The following is a 17,455-nucleotide window of genomic DNA, read 5'->3' on the forward strand; positions in this document are numbered from 1 at the left end:
CTGTTTACCTTGTGTCTGCATCCCAACGCGCTCGCTCGGCAGTGCCGCTCGACATGCGGTCGTTGGTCCCGTCGCTTCCTGGTGTCCCTTGGTGGGGTGCACCGCTCATCGCCGTCGGCGTGACGCTCGTCGGGCTGCTGATCGATGCGATCAGCGGCGACCAGCTGACGTCCACATTCACTGTCTTCTACGTCCTCGGATGCATCGCGGCGGTTGCCGCGGTCCGCTATCGCGGGTTGTTCACCGCGATGGCCCAGCCGCCGTTGTTGCTGCTGGCGGCGGTACCGATCGGTCAGGAAATCCTTGCGTCCGGCAGCACGAGCGGCCTCAGGGAATTGGCGCTGAATGTCGCATACCCACTGGTCAACCGGTTCCCTGCCATGTTTCTTGCCACAGTGGTGGTGCTGGCGATCGGTGCTGCACGGATCTTCTTCGCAAAGCAGAACGTGGGTGTCCGTGCGCGCGCCCCGCAGTCCCGCAGGGCCTCACCGGCGCGCGCTACCGCTGCCCGGACCGCGCGCCGAAGTACTGTGAAGCGACCTCCATCCGATGCACCGACACGGACCGACGCTCCCCGCAAGGCCTCGTCGCCGCGCACGTCCGCGGTACGCAACCCCGCGGCGCGCGCAGAGGGTGAGCAACCGATGGCGAAGGCCCCACCGACAGCGAAGGCTTCCGTCCGCGACGTCACCGATTCACGCGGCCGTGCGGCACCTCCCCGTCGTCGGAGCACGACTCCCCCGGCGAGTGAGCCGGCGGCGCGCGCAACACCACCGCCGCACCGCGGCGACATCGATCCGAGGCGGGACGCTCCCCAGCGGAGGCGCCCCCGACCCGAGGAAGCTGCGTTCCGCACACCCCAGCCCACGCCTATGGCCGGTGCGCCGAGGCAGACCCCGGGGTACCGGCCGCCGGCCGTGCGCTACCGCGATCGCGTCGAAGACTGAGACGAAGTGACGTCTCCCTCAGCGGCGGGCGTCCCGCAGCTCCCGTGGCAATGCGAACACGAGGGTCTCGTTCGCGGTGGTCACCGACTGCACGGTGTGGAATCCGTGCTCGTCGAGCAGGTCGATCACGCCACGGACGAGGATCTCCGGTACGGAGGCACCCGAGGTGATGCCGATGGTCTCGACTCCGTCGAGCCAGGCCGGGTCGACTTCGCGGGCGTAGTCCACCAGGTACGAGGCCTTCGCGCCCGCACCGAGCGCGACCTCGACGAGCCGGACCGAGTTCGAGGAGTTCCGAGATCCGACCACGATCACGAGGTCGCATTCGGGTGCCATCGCCTTGACCGCGACCTGACGGTTCTGGGTGGCGTAGCAGATGTCGTCGCTCGGTGGATCCTGCAGCTGTGGGAACTTCTCACGCAGCCGCTGCACGGTGGTCATCGTCTCGTCCACACTCAGCGTGGTCTGCGACAGCCAGATCACCTTCGATTCGTCGCGCACCGTCACCGCGTCGACCGCGTCGGGGCCGTCGACGAGCTGCACGTGGTCGGGTGCCTCTCCTGCAGTGCCTTCGACCTCCTCGTGCCCTTCGTGGCCGATGAGCAGGATGTCGTAGTCGTCGCGGGCGAATCGCTTCGCTTCCTGATGCACCTTCGTCACCAGCGGACAGGTTGCGTCGATCGTGTGGAGGTTTCGAGTGGCCGCGGCCTCATGCACCGCCGGCGAGACCCCGTGCGCCGAGAACACGAGGACGGATCCCTCCGGGACCTCGTCGGTCTCGTCGACGAACACGACACCCTGCTCTGCAAGGGTCTCCACGACGTGGCGATTGTGCACGATTTCTTTACGGACGTAGATCGGAGCACCGTGCTTCTCGAGAGTCTTCTCGACGGTCTCCACTGCACGGTCCACCCCGGCGCAGTATCCTCTCGGCTCGGCGAGAAGGACGCGCTTCCCCGGCGTCGATGTACCGGGTGACCGTGTGATTCCTACTTCGAGCGGGACAGGCGCAGACATGTCTCCAGAGTACGGGCCGAGCGGTCACTCCGACCCGCTCGGCTACCAATGACACCGATCGTGAGGCAGGGTGAGAGAATGATCCGTCCACCGTTCATGGCACGGGTGGCCGCCGGCGTGGCCGTCACCGCATACGAAGAGACCCTCCGACTTCCGAGTACTGCCGTTGCTCTTCCGATGACCACGGTGAGCCAGATCCTGCAGACGGCGATGCGGATGCAGCAGGTGATGACCGGTCTGGCGATCAAGGGCGATCAACTGTTCGAAGTGTTCGGAGCGGCGCCGGCCGAGGAACCCGAGTGGGCAGTGTTCGACGAGGACGAAGAGCCGCTCACCAGCAGCGATGCACCCGAGAAGCTGGTTGATCCCCCGGCACCCGCATCGGCAGCCGGTCGCTTCGCGTTGTATTCCGTGCCGCCGGATGAGGTGGCCGGAAAGGGCACGCCTGCCACTGCCCCCGTGTCGACGGAGTCGTCAGTCACCGCGTCGACGGAGTCGTCTGTCAGCGCAGAGCCGAAGGCACCTGCCGCGGACGCGGTGAAGAAAGCTCCTGCGAAGAAGACCGCCGCCAAGAAGGCTCCTGCGAAGAAGGCGCCCGCCACACGCTCCCCCGCCAAGTCGGCTGTGACGAAAGCCTCACCGGCGAAGAAGTCGGCCGAGAAATCTGCTACGAAGGCGGCCCCTGCCTCTGCATCCAAGCCCGCCTCGGCATCCAAGCCCGCCTCGGGATCCAAGCCGACGCAGCCGGCCGAGATCGCCGAGTACCTCGACTACGACACGCTGACGCTCGCGCAGCTGCGCGCCCGGCTCCGCACGTTGTCGGTCGAAGATCTCACCGCGCTCCTCGCCTACGAGAACGCGAACGCCGGGCGCGCTCCGTTCGTCACGATGCTGTCCAACCGGATCTCCAGCGCCGAACGCAAGTGAGCACAGCTCAGACCGGCGGTCGCACCAACTCGGCGGAGAACCCGTGGCCGGTGCGCACCGTATCGCAGAAGATCTCCGGGTGGATCGACAAGCTCGGGACCGTATGGGTGGAAGGGCAGCTCACCCAGATCAACGCCCGCCCCGGGACACGGACCGCATTCTTGACCCTGCGCGACCCCTCTGTCGACATGTCGCTGCAACTCACCTGCGACCCGCAACTGCTGCGCGCGTCGGAGGTACCGCTCGCCGAGGGCGCCAGCGTCGTCGTGTTCGGCAAGATCACGTTTTGGCCGGGTCGCGGCAGCCTGGCGTTGCGGATCACCGAGATCCGGCCCGTCGGCATCGGTGAACTGCTCGCCCGCCTCGAACGCCTGCGCAAACTCCTCGCCGCGGAAGGCCTGTTCGATCAGCGGCTCAAGCGTCCGCTGCCGTTCCTGCCCCAGCGCATCGGGCTGATCACGGGCCGGGCCAGTGCCGCCGAACGCGACGTGTTGTCCGTCGCGGAGCGTCGGTGGCCTGCCGTGCAGTTCGATGTGCGCAACACCCCGGTTCAGGGCCCGACCGCGGTACCGCAGATCCTCGACGCACTCGCCGCGCTCGACAAGGACCCCGACGTCGATGTCATCATCCTCGCGCGCGGGGGTGGCAGCCCCGAGGATCTCCTGCCGTTCTCCGACGAGGCCCTGTGCCGCGCGATCGTCGCGTGCACGACGCCCGTGGTCAGTGCGATCGGTCACGAACCCGACAGCCCCCTGTCCGATTACGTCGCAGACCTGAGGGCAGCGACCCCCACCGACGCCGCGAAGCGCGTGGTGCCGGACGCCGTCGCCGAGCAGGATCTCGTCGACGACCTCCGGTCCCGGGCAGCCGGTGCGCTGCGGAACTGGGTGCGACGGGAAGAGCACGTGATCGCCCAGCTGCGCGACCGGCCGGTGCTGGCCGATCCGATCGCCGCACTCGACCGGCGTGCCGACGAGATCGAACGACTCCGGGTGGCCGCGCGCCGTGACATTTCGCGGACGGTTGCGTCGGAGGCAACGACCGTCGACCATCTGCGAGCACGCCTGTCCACACTCGGACCCGCGGCAACCCTCGCTCGCGGCTACGCCGTGGTGCAGCGGATCGTGGCCGACGGCGATCCCGAGGTAGTGCGATCGGTCGACGATGCCCCGCCGGGCACCCAGCTGCGGGTGCGAGTGGGTGACGGCGCGGTGCGGGCCGTCGTCATGGGACGAGAGAATTAGAGGATCACGCTGTGAGCGACACGAATTCCGACGTTGCCGAACTCGGCTACGAACGCGCGCGCGACGAGCTGGTGAACGTCGTCAAGATGCTCGAGCAGGGCGGTCTGGACCTGGACGATTCACTTGCTCTGTGGGAGCGCGGTGAAGCACTGGCCAAGCGGTGCGAGGAGCACCTCGCAGGTGCACGACAGCGTGTCGAGAACGCGCTCGCGCACGCAGACGACACCGACGACGAGTACGACGAAGACGACTAGGCCGCGTGCGCGCAGGTCAGGTCGTCAACGGCTCGGCGACCCCGACCGTGGTGGCGAGCTCGGTGAACTCCTCTTCGGTGCCCGAGCCGCCGATGAGGATGCGGACGTCACCGAAGTCCGACACCCACAGCGCCTCGACGCCGTCGCCCCCGTAGACCGTCCAGTCCCGGGCGCCGATCTGCTGCGCACCGGTGACGCGACGCGATTCGCCCGCCACGAACCGGACGAGTTCGTCCTCGCCGGCGTCGGACTGGGTCAAGCGCACGTAGCGACCGCCGGCAGTGACGAATCCGACGGTGCTCGAATCGCCGCCTTCGTTGCCGGAGATGATGCTGCGGCTCCCCGAGTTGGACTGCCAGCCCTCCGGCACCTCGGGGTGCCGGATGGGGAAGCCCAGTTCCTTCGCGTCGTACTTCAGGCCCGCATCGAGGTCGAAGGTCGGTGCCGGACCGGCCGTCGGCCCACCGGGGCTGAAGGAGCATTGGCTCGCGACTCCGGCAATGACCAGCATTGCGACAACCAGCGGAATCAGCGACCAGGCCATATCGCGGGTGTCGTTCAGGATGCGAGGTTTCTTGGAAGCCACGCATCCAGTCTGACAGCCCACCCTGATGAGCGGTGCGCCTGCCCTGGGTCCGACACGTCATCGCGGCCCGGGTGATGAGACAATGACCACGCGATACACCCATCCGATCGTGCGGCCCCGATCTCGGCGGCCACATATGTGCCGGCGCCACTCGAGCGTCGACCGACTTTCATCAGGAGGCAGTAGCCCATGACGGCCAGCACCCCACAGCGCCGCGAAGCTCCCGACCGCAACCTCGCGCTCGAACTGGTGCGCGTCACCGAGGCCGCAGCGATGGCGGCAGGCCGCTGGGTCGGACGCGGCGACAAGGAGGGCGGCGACGGAGCCGCCGTCGACGCCATGCGTCACATGGTGAGCTCGGTGTCCATGCAGGGCGTCGTCGTGATCGGTGAGGGCGAGAAGGACGAAGCGCCCATGCTCTACAACGGTGAGGAAGTCGGCAATGGCGACGGCCCGCTGTGCGATGTTGCTGTGGACCCGATCGACGGCACCACCCTCATGTCGAAGGGTGCGCCCGGCGCGATCGCAGTGCTCGCGGTGGCCGAGCGCGGCGCGATGTTCGATCCGTCGGCCGTGTTCTACATGGAGAAGATCGCGGTCGGCCCCGAGGCCGCCGACGTCATCGACATCACCGCCCCGGTCGCGGAGAACATCCGCCGTGTCGCGAAGGCCAAGAGCATCGCGATCCCGGATCTGACCGTAACGATCCTCGATCGCGAGCGGCACACAGGAATCATCGACGAGGTGCGCGAGGCAGGTGCCCGCATTCGGTTGATCTCCGACGGCGACGTCGCCGGTGCCATCGCCGCGGCACGGCCCGGCTCGGGTGTCGACATGCTGCTCGGTATCGGTGGTACCCCCGAGGGCATCATCGCCGCAGCAGCAATGCGCTGCATGGGTGGTGCGCTGCAGGGCCGGCTGGCCCCGAAGGACGACGCCGAACGCCAGAAGGCACTGGACGCCGGCCACGAGCTCGACCGTGTGCTCACCACAACCGACCTCGTGACGGGCGAGAACATCTTCTTCTGTGCGACCGGCGTGACCGACGGCGAACTGTTGCGTGGTGTGCGGTACACGCCGGGCGGCGCAGAAACTCAGTCGATCGTGATGCGCAGCAAGTCCGGCACCGTCCGCATGGTCGAGGCCTACCACCGGCTCAAGAAGCTCGGCGAGTTCTCGTCGATCGACTTCCAGGGTGTCGACGGCGCTGCGCCTCCGCTGCCGTGATCTGACCAGGCCCTTGTGGGGTGCAAGAACCTGTTCGAGTTCTTGCACCCCACAACTGCGCTCGGCGGGCCTACCGTGAGGGGTATGACCGACACTTCCGAGCAGTCTTCCCCTCAATACCGCATCGAGCACGACACCATGGGCGAGGTCCGGGTCCCGGTCGATGCCCTCTGGCGCGCACAGACACAGCGCGCTGTCGAGAATTTCCCGATTTCCGGCCGCGGCCTCGACCGCGCGCAGATCCGCGCTCTCGGACTTCTCAAAGGCGCATGCGCGCAGGTCAACAAGGATCTCGGTCTCCTCGACGCCGAGAAGGCAGAGGCCATCATCGCCGCCGCCCGCGAGATCGCCGACGGTAAGCACGACGACCAGTTCCCGATCGACGTGTTCCAAACCGGTTCGGGGACAAGCTCGAACATGAACACGAACGAAGTCATCGCGTCGATCGCCGCCCAGGCGGGCGTCACTGTGCACCCGAACGACGACGTCAACATGTCGCAGTCGTCGAACGATACGTTCCCCACCGCAACGCATGTCGCCGCGACCGAAGCGGCCGTGGCCGATCTCGTTCCATCACTCGAGCACCTGCAGGGTGCGCTCGGGGGCAAGGCCACCGAGTGGCGGACCGTCGTCAAATCCGGTCGCACCCACCTGATGGACGCCGTGCCCGTCACTCTCGGTCAGGAATTCGGAGGATACGCACGCCAGATCGAGGCCGGCATCGAACGGGTGCAGGCCACATTGCCCCGTCTCGGCGAACTTCCCATCGGCGGGACCGCCGTCGGCACCGGACTCAACGCACCTGACGATTTCGGACCGCGGGTCGTCGTCGAACTCGTCAAGTCCACCGGTGTCGATGCGCTGAGACCGGCACAGAATCGGTTCGAAGCGCAGGCCGCGCGGGACGGTCTCGTGGAGGTGTCCGGCGCTCTACGCACGATCGCGGTGTCGCTGACCAAGATTGCCAACGATATCCGCTGGATGGGGTCGGGCCCGCTGACCGGTCTCGCCGAGATCCAGCTGCCCGATCTGCAGCCGGGAAGTTCCATCATGCCGGGCAAGGTCAACCCGGTGCTGCCCGAAGCGGTGACGCAGGTCGCGGCGCAGGTCGTCGGTAACGACGCCGCGGTCGCGTGGGGAGGCGCTGCGGGCGCGTTCGAACTCAACGTCTACATCCCGATGATGGCGCGGAATGTCCTGGAGTCGATTCGTCTGCTTGCCAACGTCTCTCGGCTGTTCGCCGACCGATGCATCGTGGGCCTGACCGCCAACGTCGAGCATCTGCGTACGCTCGCGGAGTCGTCACCGTCGATCGTGACCCCGTTGAACTCCGCGATCGGCTACGAGGAGGCCGCCGCGGTGGCCAAGGAAGCCTTGAGGGAACGGAAGACGATCCGGCAGACGGTGATCGACCGCGGGCTCATCGGCGAGAACCTCAGCGAGGACGAGCTCGACCGCCGCCTCGACGTGCTCGCGATGGCGAAGGTCGAACCCGAGCAGTGACAGACGTCGGGACGGACCATCCCGGCCCCGAAGTCCGGGGCCGGGATTCGGGTCATCCCACCGTCACTTCGGTCTGGCCGTCGATATAGGTGATGTTGCCATCGGCGAAGTCGCTCTGCAGCCCGTTCTCGATCGGGTGTTCGTCGCTGATCGGGAAGCCGAGCTCGCCGCCGGCTCCACCTTCGGCCTCCCACGCAACCCGGATCTCACCCCACACGACGTGAGCGTCGGTGTCGGGACTCCACGCGATGATGCCGCCCTCGAACTCTGCGATGTTGCCGTCGCCGACGTCCTCCTGGTCTCCGGTGGCCAGACCGAGCGGGCTCGATTCACCGCCGACCTCGTTGTATTTGGCGAGGATCTCCCCGCTCAGTTCGACCGGTTCGCCGTCTGCCCCGGGAACTGCACTGGCCTGATCCTCCGCAGGTTCGGTGCCTTCCGCCCCTTCGGCGCCTGTGGTCTCGTCGGTCCCGGTGGTCTCGTCAGCGCCTGTGGTCTCGTCTGCGCCCTGGGCCTCGGACACGACGCTCTCGGCCACGGACTCCACGGCACTGGTGGCACTACCCACCACGTCCTCGGCGGAGTTGTCGTCGCCGCATGCCGAAGCGACCAGGCCGACCGCAGCAAGCGCAGCAACGGTGGCTGCCATTCGCCGGTTGATTCGATTCATGGATATCTACTCCTGTCGGGCCGCCCGCGCCGGTCGTCGCGCACGGGAGAGGACAAGCGGACGTCCCGAACGTAACCGCGGGTGAGCGGTGTGCGCTGCCGTTCGGCCCGTATGAGTCCACTTTCTGTGAAGTGCACCTTTCATGCGGCACACGCAGGCCTCGATTCGGTTCCGAGTGGGGACGTTCGTGTCGACACGACACGAGCGAGGTCGTACCATGCCCGGAGTCGACACATGGGGGATCCGATGACCGGCATCGAGACAACACCGACCACGCCCGACACTGCCATCACCACGGTCAGAGAGTTCCTCGAAGCACTGGCCGAGGGACGGCCTCGAGACACGAGGCCACTCATGGACCCCGACATGTCGTGGCACAACACGTCGCTCCCCACCCTGCGTGGCGCCCGCCGGATCAGCACGATCCTCGCGGGCCTCGAGAAGCCGTCGATCGGGTTCGACGTCGTCGTACACCATATCGCCGCCGAAAGCGCCGACGTCGTTCTCACCGAACGCACCGACGTGCTCCGTTTCGGCCGTATCGAGGTTGTGTTCCCGGTATGCGGCACGTTCGAACTGCGCGACGGACACATCCTGGCCTGGCGCGACCACTTCGACGTCCTGGGCTTCCTCGGCGCGGCCGCGCTCGGTCTCGTCCGCGCCGCATTCCGTCGGTCGTAAACTCTCTGCGGCGACCGAACGGTTCGGTGGCCATCGAACAGGGAGCAGCGACATGTCCGACGCCGAGCACAGTCCGGGATTCGCAGCGGGACTCGAGATCCGGCGCGAAGTGATGGGAGACGACTTCGTCGAGCGAGCCTTCGATCGCGCACGGGGCACCGACTCGGAAGAACTTCAAGAGTTCGTCACCGAACATGCCTGGGGTGCAGTGTGGTCGCGCCCCGGACTCGATCGCCGGAGCCGCAGCCTGCTCAACCTCGGCATGCTCATCGCACTGCGCGCAGAGAACGAGCTACGCGGCCACGTGCGCGGCGCCTTGCGGAACGGCGTGACCCGCACCGAGATCGTCGAATCCGTGATCCATTGCGGCGCATACTGCGGTGCCCCGGCGGCACTCGCCGCGATGCGTGTCGTTCAGGAAGTACTCGAGACCGAGCTCGGACCGCTCCCCAACTCCGAATAGCCCACGGGCACATGACCGAATGTCACCTTCGGCTATCTCAGCGTGCCGAAGGCGACATTCGGTCAATGTGTTACGCGCCCGGCGCGAACTCCTCGAGCATCTCGGTGACGAGCGCGGCGATCGGCGAACGCTCGCTCCGGGTCAGTGTGATGTGCGCGAACAGCGGGTGTCCCTTCAGCTTCTCGATAACCGCTGCCACGCCGTCGTATCGTCCGACACGCAGGTTGTCGCGCTGCGCGACATCGTGGGTGAGCACCACCCGGGACCCGGTGCCGAGCCGCGACAGCACCGTCAGCAGCACATTGCGTTCGAGAGACTGCGCCTCGTCGACGATCACGAACGAGTCGTGCAGCGACCGACCACGGATGTGGGTGAGCGGCAGCACCTCCAACATTCCTCTGGCAATGACCTCCTCCATCACCTGCGGGCTCGCGAGCCCTTCGAGGGTGTCGAACACGGCCTGGCCCCACGGGTTCATCTTCTCGGCTTCGGTCCCCGGGAGGTAGCCCAGTTCCTGACCGCCGACGGCGTAGAGGGGTCGGAACACCACGACCTTGCGGTGGGACCGCTTCTCGAGCACCGCCTCCAGGCCCGCTGTCAGAGCAAGTGCCGACTTGCCGGTTCCCGCTTTGCCACCCAGCGACACGATGCCGACGGATTCGTCGAGCAACAGATCCAGCGCGACCCGCTGCTCGGCAGAGCGACCGTGCAGACCGAATGCCTCACGGTCTCCGCGGACCAGCTGCACCTGCTTGTCGGCGGTGACGCGACCGAGCGCGCTCGACGATCCCCCGAGCAGCCGGATACCGGTGTGGCACGGAAGGTCCCGGGCCGTCTCGAGGTCGAGGACGCCCTCGGCGAACAACTCGTCGATCTGCGTCTTGTCGACCTCGAGTTCGGTCATGCCGCTCCAGCCGGACGTGATCACGTCCTGAGCGTGGTATTCATCGGCCGTCAGGCCCACTGCACCGGCCTTGACCCGCAGCGGCGTGTCCTTGCTCACGAGGACGACGTCGCGTCCCTCCGCGGCGAGATTCATCGCGCACGCGAGGATCCGCGAGTCGTTCGAATCGGTGCGGAAGCCGGAGGGCAGGACCATCTGGTCGGTGTGGTTGAGCTCCACGTGCAGCATTCCGCCCGCGTCGCCGACGGGAATGGGGCGGTCGAGCCGACCATGGCGCTGCCGCAGGTCGTCGAGCAACCGCAGTGACTCCCGCGCGAACCACCCGAGTTCGTGGTGGTGACGCTTGCCTTCGAGCTCGCCGATCACCACCAAGGGCAGCACGACCTCGTGTTCGGCGAATCTCGTGACCGCCCACGGGTCGGAGAGCAATACGGAAGTATCCAGCACGTAGGTGCGTACGACTGGGACGGAGCGTGTTGCATTCACGTGAGGCTCCTCGACCTGCGCGACACCGCGCAGATTGTTCGGTGGCCGGTCGTTCCCTGGCGGTCCTCACGGACACGAGGGCCGGGTGCCGGCCCCTCGCTCGGACTGTTTCTGCCGCACGATCAGGGACCTCCCGTGTAGTCGGCACTGCGCCGCCTACACCACCGACGCTAACCCCGACGCGCTCCGTGCGCTCGTTAGCGGTGAGGCGTGTCGGTGAAGTTTGAGTTAACCGCAGTCGTCGTGTCGGCTCACCGGGTCACGGCAAGCTGCTCGTTGTGCGGCACATTGCGGTGGGCCGTCGCTTCGAGCGCCTCGATCACCGCGCCGGTCGTCTCGACTCGGCCGACGCGCTTGGCGACGTAGTCGAGTGCCATGACGTGCTCGTCGCGGGAGAAATCAGCGGTGCCGTCGACGACCATGAAGGGTGCGACGTCGCTCATGAACGCGTCGGCCGCACTGAGCATGCAGCCCATGTGCGCATACACACCGGTGACGATCAGCTGATCACGACCGTAGTGTGCGAGCAGCTGCCGGAAGTCGGTGCGCTGGAATGCCGAGTAGCGCCACTTGGTGACCTGGATGTCGGAAAGGTCAGGGGTCAGTTCGTCGATCACCTCGGTGTCGCGGCCCGTGGTCAGGCCCGTGCCCCAGAAGTCGGCGAGGATGCCGCGGCGGGACGGGTGCTGGTCGCCCGGTTGCATCGTGTAGACGACGGGCACTCCCGCGGCCTTGCATGCCTCACGGATGCGAACGATGTTGGGGACCACGACGGACAGCGGCTCGACGTCCGACTGGTAGGCGTCGATGAAGTACTTCTGCATGTCGTGGATCAGCAGGACCGAACGCGAGGCATCGAGGTCCCACTCCACTCTGGCGTCCGGCAGTTCGTCGCGGGTGGGCATCGAATACGGGGAGATGGCGGGAATGGCCATGCGGCGTCGTCCTTCTGGTCTCGGGGCACATAGGTGGTCTCGAACATGTGCAGCCGTCGACACAGCCGCAACGGGAGCATAGGCTACCCTAATTCCTTCCTCGGGACGGGTGCCAGACACGCCCGTGACCGAACGACAAAGGACACGAGCCCGGTCCGCACCGATGTCGGTACGGGCCGGGCTCACAGGAAGAGCTGGTCGAGACCGGGAATCCGGTCCACGCGCCTCAGATCAGGGGCCAGTCCTCCAAGCCCTCGTACAGCGGGATGTCCTGCGCCAGCTTGCTCACGCGGGCACGCAGCGCGTCGAGATCGGCGCCACCGACGAGGGTCTGCGCGATGATGTCGGCGACCTCGGTGAACTGCTCGTCGCCGAAGCCGCGGGTCGCGAGCGCCGGTGTACCGATGCGCAGGCCCGAGGTGGTCATCGGCGGGCGCGGGTCGAACGGCACCGCATTGCGGTTGACCGTGATGCCGACCTCGTGCAGCGCGTCCTCACCCTGCTGTCCGTCGAGCTGCGAGTTGCGCAGGTCGACGAGAACCAGGTGGACATCGGTGCCGCCGGTCAGGACCGAAATACCCTTGCCCGCCACATCGGCCTGCGACAGTCGCTCGGCCAGGATGCGGGCGCCCGACAGCGTGCGCTGCTGGCGGTCCTTGAACTCCTCGCCCGCCGCGATCTTCAGCGCGACGGCCTTCGCCGCGATCGCATGCATCAGCGGGCCGCCCTGCTGGCCGGGGAACACCGCGGAGTTGAGCTTCTTGGCCCACTCCTTCTTGGCGAGAATCAGACCGGACCGGGGACCACCGAGAGTCTTGTGCACCGTGGTGGACACGACGTCGGCGTACGGAACAGGCGACGGATGCAGACCCGCAGCGACCAGACCCGCGAAGTGCGCCATGTCGACCCACAGGTAGGCACCGACCTCGTCGGCGATCGACCGGAAGGCCGCGAAATCCTGCTGCCGCGGGTACGCCGACCAGCCCGCGACGATGACCTTCGGCTTCTCACGAAGCGCGATGTCGCGGACCTCGTCCATGTCGATGCGGTGATCGTCCTTGCTGACACCGTAGGACGCGACGTCGTACAACTTGCCGGAGAAGTTGAGCTTCATGCCGTGTGTGAGGTGACCACCGTGCGCGAGGTCGAGGCCGAGAAGCTTCTCCCCCGGCGTCATGAGCGCCATCAGCACTGCTGCGTTGGCCTGCGCGCCCGAGTGCGGCTGAACGTTGGCGAACTCGGCGCCGAACAGTTCCTTCGCACGGTTGCGGGCGAGATCCTCGACGACGTCGACATGCTCGCAGCCGCCGTAGTAGCGGCGACCGGGGTAACCCTCGGCGTACTTGTTGGTCAGCACACTGCCCTGAGCCTGCAGGACCGCGCGCGGCACGAAATTCTCCGACGCGATCATCTCGAGGGTGTCGCGCTGACGAGACAACTCGCCGGCCATCGCCTGCGCGACCTCCGGGTCGAGATCGGCGAGTGAGGCGGTGTTGACGTCAGTGCCGGGCACAGTTGTCATCGAGGATTCTCCAAGCTGAGGGCGGCAGGATACGGCCTCCAGTCTACGAACCGCACCTCCATTCGAGGAACCCGGTCCCCGCAGGTGACCGGGGTCACCGCAGCGAACTCGGCACGAGCGGCTCGTCGAGCAGGCGGAGGAAGCGTTCGGACCGCTCGACACCGACCGGGGCCTGAGCAAGCCACCCACCGAGCAGCCGGTAGCCCTCGACGTAGGTGCTGATGTAGGCGCGCCACAGCGGCGACGACAGGAAGCGCAACGATTGCCGCGCGCGTTCCGGGCTCGACAGCGACCAGCGCTGCAAGAACTCGGCGACGTCGTCGTGGCTGCGCCCGCGGTCGTGCAGGAGCAGCGCGGCGTCCTGCCGCACCGACAGCAGCCCGGCGGACGCCGCCCCCAACTGCTCGGCCAGTTCCCCGTCGAAGCGCAGACCGAGATCCGCGTAGATCTCCTGCGCCCAGAGTCCCCACCCCGGTCCGACGATCGCCTCGAGCGCGAGGTCCGCCAGCCCCTCGGCCATGAGGCACTGCGGGGTGTTGACGAGGAACAACGTCTGCTCACCCTGCCCAGCGGCGACGAGGCCCGCCTCCTTCCGGCAGTGTTCGGTGTGATGCCCGGGATAGGCCTCGTGCGCGATCAGCCGCGGCAGATTCGACATCTGCTGCTCGAGGTCGGAGTTGATCGCGACCCGCGACCGGTAGTCGCCCAGGTAATAGTTGAACCCGGACCACGGCTTGTCGCCGACCACCTCGTATTCGACGCGCTCGCTTTCCGGCAGCGGGTACACCGCGCGGACCTTGTCGCGGAGCGCGCTCGAGAACGCCTCGACGCATTCGGCGAGCCGGTCGGCTGGGATCACCTCGGTCTTGCGATGAGCCTGGAGCCGCTCGGCGAGCGACATTCCACTACCCCCTCCCGGCGGCAGGAGCGCGTCGAGGCGACGATGTGCGTCGCGGTAGTCGTCCTCGTTTCCGGGCTCGATGTGCACATCGAAATAGGCCTCGACCTCGTCGACGAATCCGATGTCGTCGCCTGCGAACTTACGGGCGGAACAGTCCAGTGCCCGCAGGTGGGCATCGAGAAATCGGGTCCGTTCGTCCGAGAGTCCCGCAGCCGGAAGTTCATCGCGGAGCCGCTTCGCCGTGTGGGATAAATCACGAGGAACCGGTGCGGGAGCGTTCTCCGTTCGACGACGCAACTCCGGATCGCCGGTGTAGGCGTCGACGAATCCTTCTTCGAGGCGGTCGAAAGCCAGCCCCAGCAGCAGGTATTCCCGTACGAATGCGTCCGATTCCATACCCGGCAACCCTAGTCGCTCGCCCGGCGGGACGACGCGCGGTTCTGCTGCATGCGGGGACCCCGGCGACGCATCATCCTGTGTCAGCGAGCACAATCCCCTGCATGGACACGCAGCGCCACGACCCACGCAGGGGCCGGATCGACGGAATGGGCGTCGTCGGAGGGACGTGCCGATGGCGCGTCTGAGCGAACCCAGCCCGTACGTCGAGTTCGACCGCAAGCAGTGGCGGACCCTGCGCAAGTCCACACCGCTCGTCCTCACCGAGGACGAACTCGTGGGGCTACGCGGGCTCGGTGAGCAGATCGACCTCGCCGAAGTCGCCGAGGTGTACCTGCCTCTCGCTCGTCTGATCCACCTTCAGGTCGCAGCACGGCAACGCCTGTTCGCAGCGACAGCGACCTTCCTCGGGGAGAAACACCCCGACCGCCAAGTGCCGTTCGTGATCGGTGTCGCGGGTTCGGTCGCCGTAGGCAAATCCACCACCGCGCGCGTGCTTCAAGCGCTGCTGGCGCGATGGGAGCACCATCCCCGCGTCGATCTCGTGACCACCGATGGATTCCTGTATCCGTCGAAGGAACTGATCCGCCGGAACATCATGCACCGGAAGGGATTCCCGGAAAGCTACGACCGGCGCAAACTGCTGCGTTTCGTCACCGAGGTGAAGTCGGGCTCCGAAGAGGTTGCAGCCCCGCTCTATTCACACATCTCGTACGACGTCATCCCCGGCCAGTACCACGTGGTACGGCAGCCGGACATCCTCATCATCGAGGGCCTCAACGTCCTGCAGACCGGCCCCCGCCTGATGGTGTCCGACCTGTTCGACTTCTCGATCTACGTCGACGCCCGCATCGAGGACATCGAGAAGTGGTATGTCGACAGGTTTCTCGCCCTGCGGAAGACGTCGTTCTCGAACCCCGACGCACATTTCCATCACTACGCGGGACTGTCCGATCGCGATGCGGTGAGCGCCGCGAAAGAACTGTGGCACTCGATCAACCTGCCGAACCTGGTGGAGAACATCCTGCCGACCAGGCCGCGCGCGACACTCGTGCTGCGTAAAGACGCCAACCATTCCATCAACAGACTTCGGCTCCGTAAGATCTGACCGACCCGGTCGTGCAGGATCCGACCGCTCCGGTCAGACCCCGAATCGGCGGTGCCTGGCCGCGAAGTCGCGGAGGGCGCGTAGGAAGTCGACACGCCGGAACTCGGGCCAGTACGCCTCGGTGAACCAGATCTCCGAGTACGCACTCTGCCACAGCAGGAAACCCGAGAGGCGCTGTTCACCGGAGGTGCGGATCACGAGATCCGGATCGGGCTGCCCCGAGGTGTAGAGATGGGAGTCGACGCCGTCGACGGTGACCGCGTCGATGAGATCATCACCCGACAGTCCGTCGGCCTGCTTCTTCCGCAGCAGCGCCTGCACCGCGTCGACGATCTCCTGCCGACCGCCGTATCCGACAGCGACGTTGACGTGCGTGCCGGTACGACCCGCGGTCCCGGCTGCGGCCTCACGCAACCGGGTTGCGTGATCGTCCGGCAGCAGTTCGGGAGTGCCGACGATCTTCACACTCCAGTTCTGATCCGGCGCCGAAATCTCTTCGACGACATCGGCGATGATCTCGAGGAGCGCATCGAGTTCCTCTGGGTCGCGACGGAGATTCTCGGTGGAGAGCAGATAGATCGTCGCGGTCTCGATGCCCGCGGCGTCGCACCAGCTCAGCAATTCGGCGATCTTGCGGGCACCCATGCGATGTCCGTGAGCGACGTCTGTGAACCCGTTCTCTCGCGCCCATCGGCGGTTTCCGTCGCACATCACCGCGACGTGTCGCGGATGTCGAGCGCCTTCGAGCTCCCGAAGCAACCGCCGCTCGTAGAGCCCGTACAGCACGCCACTGAGCCTCACCGCGTCATCACCACGTGAGTCACATTACGCCCACGAGTTGCCGCGGTTGCGTCGGTGGGCAACAACACTCGCGCGCTCCGCACACCTCCCGGTAGCGTGACTCCAACAAACCTACGCATCCGTAGGTTACTGACCGGTCGGGAAGGATCCGCAGGAATGACGGTCTTCGGAATCGACGAACTGCCCGTCAAACCCCGCATGCGCGGGTGGATCCACCTCTGGGCATTCGGGGCAGCGGTGGTCGCGGGAATCGTCCTGGTGGGCGTCGCCGCGGTGATGAATCCCGCTGCAACGTGGCCGACCGCGATCTACAGCATCACGGTGTGCGGTGTCTTCGGCGTCAGCGCCCTCTACCACCGCGTACATTGGTCCGATCCCCGACACCGGATATGGATGAAACGCGCCGATCATTCGATGATCTTCGTGTTCATCGCGGGCAGCTACACGCCGTTCGCGACGCTCGCACTGCCGCCCGAGACCGGACGCACCCTCCTGGCGATCGTGTGGACGGGAGCAGCGGGCGGTGTCGCGTTGAAGATGCTGTGGCCGACCGCTCCGCGATGGGTGGGCGTACCCCTCTACCTTCTGCTCGGTTGGGCGATCGTTCCCGTGGCCGGCGACCTCGTGTCCGAAGCGGGCGTCGCCCCGATGGTCCTGCTCCTCGTGGGCGGGTTGTTCTACAGCGCCGGAGCGATCCTCTACGCGACGAAATGGCCGAATCCGTGGCCGTCGACGTTCGGACACCACGAGTTCTTCCACGCTGCCACCGTCATCGCAGCGTTGTGCCATGCAATTGCGGTCTGGCTTGTCGTGTTCGCCTGAATCGTGGGATAGGACTCATCACACCTCGCCCCGCCGATGGTCACAGTTCGGTAACCTCGCG

General features: G+C 66.6%; 18 protein-coding genes. 10 read left to right on the forward strand and 8 right to left on the reverse strand.

From position 1 onward, the window contains the following. The first annotated feature begins 11 nt into the window (after nt 1-11). Nucleotides 12-947, forward strand: a complete 936-nt coding sequence (locus Q7514_RS18870; RefSeq protein ID WP_330134807.1) for a DUF6542 domain-containing protein — start codon at nt 12-14, stop codon at nt 945-947. Between the two features lie 18 nt (nt 948-965). Here the strand turns inward: Q7514_RS18870 and Q7514_RS18875 are convergent, their stop codons facing one another. Beyond that, a complete protein-coding gene (locus Q7514_RS18875) occupies nt 966-1,964 on the reverse strand; it encodes a 4-hydroxy-3-methylbut-2-enyl diphosphate reductase (protein WP_330134808.1) in 999 nt (332 codons plus the stop codon). Nucleotides 1,965-2,042: 78 nt separating this feature from the next. On the opposite strand from Q7514_RS18875, the gene Q7514_RS18880 reads away from it, so the two are divergent. From Q7514_RS18880 to Q7514_RS18890, 3 genes are read left to right on the forward strand one after another with little or no spacing between them, the layout of a single operon-like run. Next, on the forward strand, nt 2,043-2,891 hold the full coding sequence (locus Q7514_RS18880) for a lipid droplet-associated protein (protein ID WP_330134809.1): 849 nt from the start codon (nt 2,043-2,045) through the stop codon (nt 2,889-2,891). Continuing rightward, on the forward strand, nt 2,888-4,135 hold the full coding sequence (gene xseA / locus Q7514_RS18885; protein ID WP_330134810.1) for an exodeoxyribonuclease VII large subunit: 1,248 nt from the start codon (nt 2,888-2,890) through the stop codon (nt 4,133-4,135). Before Q7514_RS18880 ends, xseA begins: the two co-directional genes overlap by 4 nt. Nucleotides 4,136-4,146: 11 nt before the next feature. Next, nucleotides 4,147-4,389 carry an exodeoxyribonuclease VII small subunit gene (locus tag Q7514_RS18890; RefSeq protein WP_330134811.1) on the forward strand — a complete coding sequence of 81 codons (243 nt, stop codon included), beginning with the start codon at nt 4,147-4,149 and terminating at the stop codon, nt 4,387-4,389. 16 nt (nt 4,390-4,405) lie between these two features. Here Q7514_RS18890 and Q7514_RS18895 read toward each other — a convergent pair whose 3' ends face one another. Further along, the gene (locus Q7514_RS18895) at nt 4,406-4,975 is read right to left on the reverse strand and encodes a DUF4245 domain-containing protein (RefSeq protein ID WP_330134812.1); all 570 of its coding nucleotides are present in this window, start codon (nt 4,973-4,975) and stop codon (nt 4,406-4,408) included. Nucleotides 4,976-5,164: 189 nt separating this feature from the next. Between Q7514_RS18895 and glpX the strand changes: the two genes are divergently transcribed. Further along, on the forward strand, nt 5,165-6,202 hold the full coding sequence (gene glpX, locus Q7514_RS18900; RefSeq protein ID WP_054713429.1) for a class II fructose-bisphosphatase: 1,038 nt from the start codon (nt 5,165-5,167) through the stop codon (nt 6,200-6,202). A gap of 84 nt (nt 6,203-6,286) precedes the next feature. Next, nucleotides 6,287-7,705: a class II fumarate hydratase gene (locus Q7514_RS18905; protein WP_330134813.1), complete on the forward strand. Its 1,419-nt coding sequence runs from the start codon at nt 6,287-6,289 to the stop codon at nt 7,703-7,705. A gap of 52 nt (nt 7,706-7,757) precedes the next feature. Here Q7514_RS18905 and Q7514_RS18910 read toward each other — a convergent pair whose 3' ends face one another. Continuing rightward, nucleotides 7,758-8,375: an LGFP repeat-containing protein gene (locus tag Q7514_RS18910; protein WP_330134814.1), complete on the reverse strand. Its 618-nt coding sequence runs from the start codon at nt 8,373-8,375 to the stop codon at nt 7,758-7,760. A 234-nt stretch (nt 8,376-8,609) separates the two neighbouring features. Here Q7514_RS18910 and Q7514_RS18915 point away from each other — a divergent pair, with 234 nt between their 5' ends. Next, entirely contained in the window at nt 8,610-9,056 is a 447-nt protein-coding gene (locus Q7514_RS18915) for a limonene-1,2-epoxide hydrolase family protein (RefSeq protein ID WP_330134815.1), read from the forward strand. A gap of 52 nt (nt 9,057-9,108) precedes the next feature. Continuing rightward, nucleotides 9,109-9,519, forward strand: coding sequence for a carboxymuconolactone decarboxylase family protein (locus tag Q7514_RS18920; protein WP_330134816.1), 411 nt, complete (start codon nt 9,109-9,111; stop codon nt 9,517-9,519). A 70-nt stretch (nt 9,520-9,589) separates the two neighbouring features. Here the strand turns inward: Q7514_RS18920 and Q7514_RS18925 are convergent, their stop codons facing one another. From Q7514_RS18925 to Q7514_RS18940, 4 genes are all read right to left on the reverse strand, one after another. Then, nucleotides 9,590-10,909, reverse strand: a complete 1,320-nt coding sequence (locus tag Q7514_RS18925) for a PhoH family protein (protein ID WP_408016134.1) — start codon at nt 10,907-10,909, stop codon at nt 9,590-9,592. Between the two features lie 251 nt (nt 10,910-11,160). After that, entirely contained in the window at nt 11,161-11,844 is a 684-nt protein-coding gene (locus Q7514_RS18930; protein WP_330134817.1) for an isochorismatase family protein, read from the reverse strand. Nucleotides 11,845-12,070: 226 nt separating this feature from the next. Continuing rightward, nucleotides 12,071-13,366 carry a serine hydroxymethyltransferase gene (glyA, locus tag Q7514_RS18935; protein WP_330134818.1) on the reverse strand — a complete coding sequence of 432 codons (1,296 nt, stop codon included), beginning with the start codon at nt 13,364-13,366 and terminating at the stop codon, nt 12,071-12,073. A gap of 94 nt (nt 13,367-13,460) precedes the next feature. Then, a complete protein-coding gene (locus Q7514_RS18940) occupies nt 13,461-14,663 on the reverse strand; it encodes a DUF885 domain-containing protein (RefSeq protein ID WP_330134819.1) in 1,203 nt (400 codons plus the stop codon). Nucleotides 14,664-14,838: 175 nt separating this feature from the next. Here Q7514_RS18940 and coaA point away from each other — a divergent pair, with 175 nt between their 5' ends. Continuing rightward, on the forward strand, nt 14,839-15,771 hold the full coding sequence (gene coaA, locus Q7514_RS18945) for a type I pantothenate kinase (RefSeq protein ID WP_330134820.1): 933 nt from the start codon (nt 14,839-14,841) through the stop codon (nt 15,769-15,771). Between the two features lie 33 nt (nt 15,772-15,804). Here coaA and Q7514_RS18950 read toward each other — a convergent pair whose 3' ends face one another. Further along, nucleotides 15,805-16,572, reverse strand: a complete 768-nt coding sequence (locus Q7514_RS18950) for an isoprenyl transferase (protein ID WP_330134821.1) — start codon at nt 16,570-16,572, stop codon at nt 15,805-15,807. Between the two features lie 156 nt (nt 16,573-16,728). On the opposite strand from Q7514_RS18950, the gene trhA reads away from it, so the two are divergent. Then, nucleotides 16,729-17,394: a PAQR family membrane homeostasis protein TrhA gene (gene trhA / locus Q7514_RS18955; RefSeq protein WP_330134822.1), complete on the forward strand. Its 666-nt coding sequence runs from the start codon at nt 16,729-16,731 to the stop codon at nt 17,392-17,394. The last annotated feature ends 61 nt before the right edge of the window (nt 17,395-17,455 follow it).

Origin of the sequence: Rhodococcus artemisiae (genome assembly GCF_036327795.1) — a bacterium.
Lineage (GTDB): Bacteria > Actinomycetota > Actinomycetes > Mycobacteriales > Mycobacteriaceae > Rhodococcus > Rhodococcus artemisiae.